Raw genomic sequence first — 6596 nt, forward strand, 5'->3', positions numbered from 1 at the left:
ACGGAAGTGTTGCCCCTTCTTTTTACAGCTATCTTCTATCTTTTATAATATCAAGCCCTTTGTCTATCACCGACAAAGGGCTTTTTATTTTGGAGTCAATATAGTTGGATCCACGGTTCCTTCTTGGTAGACTAATAGCATCTTGACACGGAAAGGGGTACGTTAATTATGAAAGCAATTGTCCACGAACGAAAAGATGGTTTGGAAGGTCTTCAATATAAGGAAATGAATATGGAGCGGCCGACAGGTAAGGATGTATTAATTAAGGTACATACAGCAGGTATGAACAGAAGAGATGTAGCTGTGGTTACAAAGCGGCATAAAGGAACGGATGCGCCATTAATTCCCGGATCTGATGCCTCGGGAGTTATCGAAGCGGTTGGAGAGGATGTACAGCGATTTCGAGAGGGGGACGAAGTAGTTATTAATCCTGGTCTCGGTTGGGAAAAGAAAAGCGAATATCCTCCGGAAGGGTTTGAAATTGTAGGGTTACCGGATCATGGAGCATTTGCTGAATATTACTGCTGTTCCGAAGCACACGTAGAAAAGAAACCGTCGCATCTATCTTTCGAAGAAGCCGGAGTTCTTCCATTAGCTGCTCTTACAGCCTACCGCGCTTTAGTGACCAGGGGGCAAATTAAAGCAGGTCAGACGGTGTTGTTACCCGGCATCGGAAGTGGTGTCCTTACCTTTGCTCTTAAATTCGCCAAAGCGAAAGGTGCTCGTGTTATCGTAACATCCCGTTCGAAAGAAAAGCTGGAGGCAGCGCTTGCGATCGGTGCAGATGCTGCAGTTATGACAGAAAGCGATTGGAAAGAGGAGCTCGCGGAAGAAACGATTGATTTGTCTATCGAAAGCATTGGCAAGGCTACATTCCATAAATCGTTGGAGGTCCTGAGAAAAGGAGGAACGCTTGTTACTTTTGGAGCGACGACGGAGGATGAAGTAACCATTGATATCCGGAAGTTTTTTTATGCTCAGCAAAACATTCTCGGATCAACCATGGGAAGTGCGGAGGAGTTCCGGGAAATGCTTTCATTTATAGAAGAGAATGACATTCATCCTCAGCTAGACAAGCTGTTTAAGCCCGATCAACCTGTTGAGGCATTTGAGTATTTAAAGAACAGCGGTAATTTCGGAAAAATCGGCTTCCGTTTTCAATAATCATCCCACTTAAAACTTAGTAGCAACTCCGAATGAAATAAAAAAACATACAATAAGCGAACGAATGTGCGTAACAGTCGACAAAAGACCCCTCATTTATTGTAAAATAGTAACAAGCAATGCAATCAATGGAGGTGGAACCATTGTCACACAAAAACAATCCGAAGCGATTCGCTTTGAACATGAGTGCTGCTCAGTTCACCAAGTTCTATATTATGCACCTTCTGCAACTCCGTCAACCGATGATCAGTGAGCATTTCAAGGCCGAATTTAAACAGTTGACCAACAATTGGGTACCGGCGCCTTCAACACTTCTCGACACCCTTCATGAAATGACAGAGCAGGGGTTATTATACCGGAAGGAAGACTATAAGTCACATGACCGGAAACGTCAGAAGGTGTATTGGTACAGCCTTACGGATGATGGGAAAGAAGAGTTCGACGTATTGAAGAAGAGATATAAACTTTTGTTTGAGGAACAGATTTTTATTTTGAAAAAGATTATGTCCGACGTTTACCGTTAGGAGGGGCACACATGAGGCTGAGTGTCTTAGATCAGAGTCCTATATCAAAAGGGCAGACAGCAGAAGAAGCGTTGCAGCAAACGATTCAGCTTGCCGTTCATACGGAACAACTGGGTTATCACCGTTATTGGGTAGCAGAACATCATAACACAAATGGCCTCGCGGGATCTTCACCGGAGATATTAATCGGTCAGATCGCGGCTTCTACGAGAAGGCTTCGGGTTGGATCTGGTGGAGTGCTCCTGCCGCAGTATAGTCCACTGAAAGTTGCTGAAACGTTCCGGGTATTGGAAGCATTCCATCCGGAGAGAATCGATCTTGGTGTCGGTCGTTCCCCTGGAGGTGGAAAAAGGACGAGGCTTGCTTTGACGGATGGAATGGAAAAACCGCTTCACTCGTTCTCCAGGCAGGTAAAGGAGCTGCAGCAGTTCCTTCATGGAGATATTCCTAAAGGACACGAGTATTATGGAGTTTCAGCTCGCCCTGCCACGAAGACAGTACCGTCTATGTGGGTACTCGGCTTGAGCGAGCGTGGAGCGAAGCACGCAGCGTTATATGGTACTGGATTTACGATGGGGCACTTTATCAGTCCTGATAAAGGGGAGGAAGCTGTTCGTACCTACAGAGAACGTTTTCGCCCCTCTAAGAGTTTAAAGATGCCGCAAGTAAACGTTTGTGTTTTCGTCGTTTGTGCAGACACGCAGGAAGAGGCAGAAAGACTGGCAGCAAGTCAGGATTTGTGGCTTCTTGAAGTGGAGAAAGGATTAGAAACGAGAATCGCTTCTGTAGAAGAAGCGAGCACACGTACGTACACGGAGAAAGAGATGGAAAAGATTCGCAGCAACAGGCGTCGCTGCATTATAGGAGATCCTCACCATGTAAAAAGGGAGCTTGACCTTTTAGCAGAAAAATACGGAACGGAAGAATTCTTAGTGATTACCAATATCTATGACTTTAATAAGAAAAAGCGTTCCTATGAACTGTTGGCCGAACTTATGTAAACCATGCGCGGAACCCCTCTATTATTATTCACCCAAACCAATTTGCCCCTTTCTGCATATACAGTAGAAAGGGGGGATTTGGAATGAGTAAAGGATATGGTGGAGGATTCGCGTTGATTGTCGTATTGTTTATTCTCCTCATTATTGTAGGAGCTTCTTGGTGGTATTAATCACCAGCGTAGAGCGCGGCAAGTGCCGCGCTCTTTTCATTTGCGTTTACATAAAGAGCCCATTTTAAAACGGGGTAAGGTAAGCTATAATAGGGAGTATTATGTTTATAAAGGATGGCTATAAAATGAGCGAAAATAAAAATCTGGGAACCATACAAAAATTAGAGATCCTAAAAAAGATCACCGGCGGTTTTTCGGCCACTGACGGAACGAAGGAAATCATCATACCTGATGAAGAAATCCAGGGCGAGATGGAAATCGGTCAGATCGTTGATGCTTTTATTTACACGGATAAAAAAGGCACCGAGACAGCTACGATGGATATTCCGGATGTCACAAGGGATTCCTATGGATGGGCAGAAGTCGTCGAGTACATGGCTCCTATGGGGGTATTTGTCGATATCGGTCTTCAAGGTAAGGATATTCTCGTATCTTCCGATGAACTCCCGTTACTGAAATCCGCATGGCCGAAAGAAGGGGACTATTTGTTCGTCAGTCTGGAAACCGATAAAAAGGGTCGCCTTGTAGCAGAACCAATATCGGAACAAGAGGTCATGGACGATCTGGAGAAAGCGCCGGAAACGTTGATCAACCAGGAAGTGACCGCAAGAGTGTATAAAGCGACTAAATCAGGTTCAGCAGTCCTTACAGGAGAAGGGTACAGAGGCTTTATTCATCCCAGTGAGCGAAAGGAAGAGCCTCGGCTTGGACAAACAGTAACGGCAAGGGTAATCGACGTAAAGGATGATGGTACCATTAATCTGACTCTACGACCTTTGAAGCAGGAAAGCATGAAGGAAGATGCCGAGATCATTTATGATTTTCTCCAAGAAAACGATGGAGTCATGTTCCTAAATGATAAGAGCGATCCGGAAGCCATCCGGAATCAGTTCCAGATCAGCAAAGCAGCTTTCAAACGGGCGTTGGGACAGCTGCTGAAACAGTCCAAAATTGAGTTTAAAGATGGGAAAACTGTCATCAAACACCACTCGGAATAATACTTAGTAGCAACTCCGAACAATATAAAAAGAACTTCAATCATCCATAAGGATAAAGAAGTTCTTTTTTTATGGAGATAAATATACATCTTTAAGTATCTTCAGTAGTTAAATGGATGCTTGACACTATAATTGAGAAGGATTATCATTATCTTTATCATAAACCAGATAAAGGGGAACAATAATGGAAACGACTAAATCAGATTTAGCAAAAATTATCAGGGAACGACGATCAGTAAAAACCGGCTACAACAATGAGCCTGTCCCTCAGGAATTAGTAAAGGAGCTCCTGGATGATGCCTGTTGGGCACCAACTCACGGCTTAAGGGAACCTTGGAGGTTTATCTACATACCAGAAGAAGAGAAAGAGGGGTTTGTTGAATCACTTGTTCAGACATTCCCTAAAGACATGCAGGAAAACAGGAGAAATTATTTCAGCCAGCCGACTGCCTTTTTAATTGCGGTTATGGAAGAGGACCCGCGACAGAAACAATGGGAAGAGAACTTTGGAGCAATCAGCTGCTTGCTTCAGAATTTCCAGCTGCTGGCATGGGAGAGAGGACTCGGCGTCGTATGGAAAACAAACCCGCAGATTCATGAACCGAAAGTTCGTCGTTTATTAGGAGTCGAACAGGGAGAGAAGATTGTCGGATTCATCCACATGGGCTTTTTTGATCACGAACCAAAAACGAAAACGCGGACACCGATCGAACAAAAATGGAGCGTTTATAAAAATTAACACAAAAAACACATCGATTTGATGTGTTTTTATTCGTTTCATGCCGAAAATGCCAAAAATGCGAAGGGGAGAACTAATGTTCGCGTTTCTTGTTCTTATATTTTGAATCAAAAGCTATCAAAACGACGCCTAGTGTTTCTCCAGGTCTTCCACGAGTTTCAGTTTGTGTGCACCCATATTTTTTTACAATTTAGACTCCAGTGGCAAGGTCAAATTTATACAATAAGGCTTGACGATAGACGGGGAGGCTGCATTCATTTTATGATAGAGGTAAAACGTTAATAAAGGAGCATTTTATGAATTTTATCGCTCTCGATTTTGAAACAGCCAACAGAGAACGCTCTTCCGTTTGTTCCATCGGAATAGTGGAGTATGATAATGAAGAAATTGTTCAGGAGTATTACAGGCTCGTCCAACCGAAGAACAATTATTTCGCACCAATCAATATTCAAGTACACGGAATTACTCCGGAGGATGTAGCTGATGCCGATACGTTCGACATTCTTTGGGAAAGGGAGATAAAGCAGATGGTGGAAGGGAAGCTGGTGGTCGCTCATAATGCCCCGTTTGACATCGGCGTACTTCGAGCTGTGCTCGATGCTTACCAACTTCCGTATCCTATGCTTGCATACAACTGTACCGTCAATATTGCAAAAAAACATGGGATCTCCCAAAATACAAATTAAATGTCGTGGCTGACCACCTGGGCTTTGCTTTCCATCACCACCATGCCCTGGAAGATGCTAAAGCCTCCGCCTTTATCCTTCTTGAAGCAAAAAAAGAACTTGGCGCCGTAAACCTCAAAGACTTAATAGAAAAGACGGGGACAACAAATGGCATGATTTTCGACGGTGGATATGAACCGGCCCGGATCAACAAACGAAAAAAGGCCAGGAAATCTACTGGCCATACATTTGCTGCAGCAACCAAAGAAATAAATCACAATCACCCGTATGCCGGTTGTACGATTGCTTTTACAGGGAGATTAAATGGGTTGAAAAGACAAGACGCAGTAGAACAAATCAAACGTGCAGGAGCCGTTTGGCACCCTCAGATTGAGTCAACAACCAATTATGTAGTGGTGGGATCTAAAACGTATGATAACTATTTAAATGGAGAAAAAACAACAAAACTTGAACGAGCTGAACAGCTGTTAAGTCAGGGAGCATCCATAGAAATACTACCCGAGACCGTTTTCATGAACGAGTTAAACAAAAACGCTACTGTGTAACGCTTCACAGCAGCGTTTTTGTTATGTCAAACGTTCCATTCGAAGAAAATACCGGCTGTCTTTTAAGACTTGTGGATGAACAGCAACAGCGAGCTTCGGCTGTCTTCCCAGATTAATCCCGGCACCGTAATAATACGCCTGCCAGACAATCTTACTGCAATACTGCTGGTGACTTCTGCTTCCTAGAGTTGTCATGATTGTGTAGTCTGCAGGTGTATGATTGGGATAGTGAGTATCAATATACTGCGCAGCACGCAGGCCCGCATCTTTTTGTTTCGGTTTGTACCGTTCGATTCCACGAAATTTTTGTAAGTAATACGGAAGAGGATCTCGGATAATTCCTGCAGGCACAGAATGAACCACATGATTATCTCCAGTTACGATGCCCACATGTCCGATATAAAATGATTCTTTCTTACCAATCGGGGAGAACAACAAATCACCAGGTTCTACCAAAGAAGCATCGAGTCGGCAGCAGCTGGAGGGGTTCTTAGAAATATATCTAATTATGAACACCAGAACAGCTAAAAGGGAAAATAACAATCGTTTTTTCATGGAATCGTTCCTTTAACTTATGATTTCTTTTAGAGTACTTCATCGCCAGTAGAAAAACAAAGGGAATGAAAGATGCTAAGTGCCAAAAATACCACCCTGGAACAAATGTTCGCAAATCATTCTTATAGCAGTTAACCAACAAAGAGAGAAGACAAAGGACTCGCTTACTTATTTTAATAATTTTCTTAGTTTACATAATATATATTATACTGAG

The 6596-nt window shown here is 43.3% G+C and carries 9 protein-coding genes; 8 read left to right on the top strand and 1 reads right to left on the bottom strand.

What is annotated here, in order from left to right; translation table 11 throughout:
• Positions 1 to 168 precede the first annotated feature (168 nt).
• From D479_RS18280 to D479_RS20375, 8 genes are all read left to right on the top strand, one after another.
• Positions 169 to 1164: a zinc-binding dehydrogenase gene (locus D479_RS18280; RefSeq protein WP_008640029.1), complete on the top strand. Its 996-nt coding sequence runs from the start codon at positions 169 to 171 to the stop codon at positions 1162 to 1164.
• Between the two features lie 134 nt (positions 1165 to 1298).
• On the top strand, positions 1299 to 1688 hold the full coding sequence (locus D479_RS18285; protein WP_241210948.1) for a helix-turn-helix transcriptional regulator: 390 nt from the start codon (positions 1299 to 1301) through the stop codon (positions 1686 to 1688).
• A gap of 11 nt (positions 1689 to 1699) precedes the next feature.
• Entirely contained in the window at positions 1700 to 2689 is a 990-nt protein-coding gene (locus D479_RS18290; RefSeq protein ID WP_008640032.1) for an LLM class flavin-dependent oxidoreductase, read from the top strand.
• 83 nt (positions 2690 to 2772) lie between these two features.
• Positions 2773 to 2859, top strand: coding sequence for a YjcZ family sporulation protein (locus D479_RS18295; RefSeq protein WP_008640034.1), 87 nt, complete (start codon positions 2773 to 2775; stop codon positions 2857 to 2859).
• 125 nt (positions 2860 to 2984) lie between these two features.
• Positions 2985 to 3857, top strand: coding sequence for a S1-like domain-containing RNA-binding protein (locus D479_RS18300; RefSeq protein WP_008640035.1), 873 nt, complete (start codon positions 2985 to 2987; stop codon positions 3855 to 3857).
• Between the two features lie 184 nt (positions 3858 to 4041).
• On the top strand, positions 4042 to 4596 hold the full coding sequence (locus D479_RS18305) for a nitroreductase (RefSeq protein ID WP_008640036.1): 555 nt from the start codon (positions 4042 to 4044) through the stop codon (positions 4594 to 4596).
• Positions 4597 to 4892: 296 nt separating this feature from the next.
• Positions 4893 to 5282 (top strand): exonuclease domain-containing protein, encoded by a 390-nt coding sequence (locus tag D479_RS18310; RefSeq protein ID WP_206536243.1) that lies wholly within the window; start codon positions 4893 to 4895, stop codon positions 5280 to 5282.
• A gap of 5 nt (positions 5283 to 5287) precedes the next feature.
• The gene (locus tag D479_RS20375; protein ID WP_206536244.1) at positions 5288 to 5827 is read left to right on the top strand and encodes a BRCT domain-containing protein; all 540 of its coding nucleotides are present in this window, start codon (positions 5288 to 5290) and stop codon (positions 5825 to 5827) included.
• Between the two features lie 21 nt (positions 5828 to 5848).
• On the opposite strand, the gene D479_RS18315 is transcribed toward D479_RS20375, so the two are convergent.
• Entirely contained in the window at positions 5849 to 6382 is a 534-nt protein-coding gene (locus tag D479_RS18315; RefSeq protein ID WP_008640037.1) for a YiiX/YebB-like N1pC/P60 family cysteine hydrolase, read from the bottom strand.
• Between the last annotated feature and the right edge of the window lie 214 nt (positions 6383 to 6596).

The sequence above is a fragment of the Halobacillus sp. BAB-2008 genome (assembly GCF_000328325.1).
In the GTDB taxonomy this organism is placed as follows: Bacteria; Bacillota; Bacilli; order Bacillales; family Halobacillaceae; genus Halobacillus.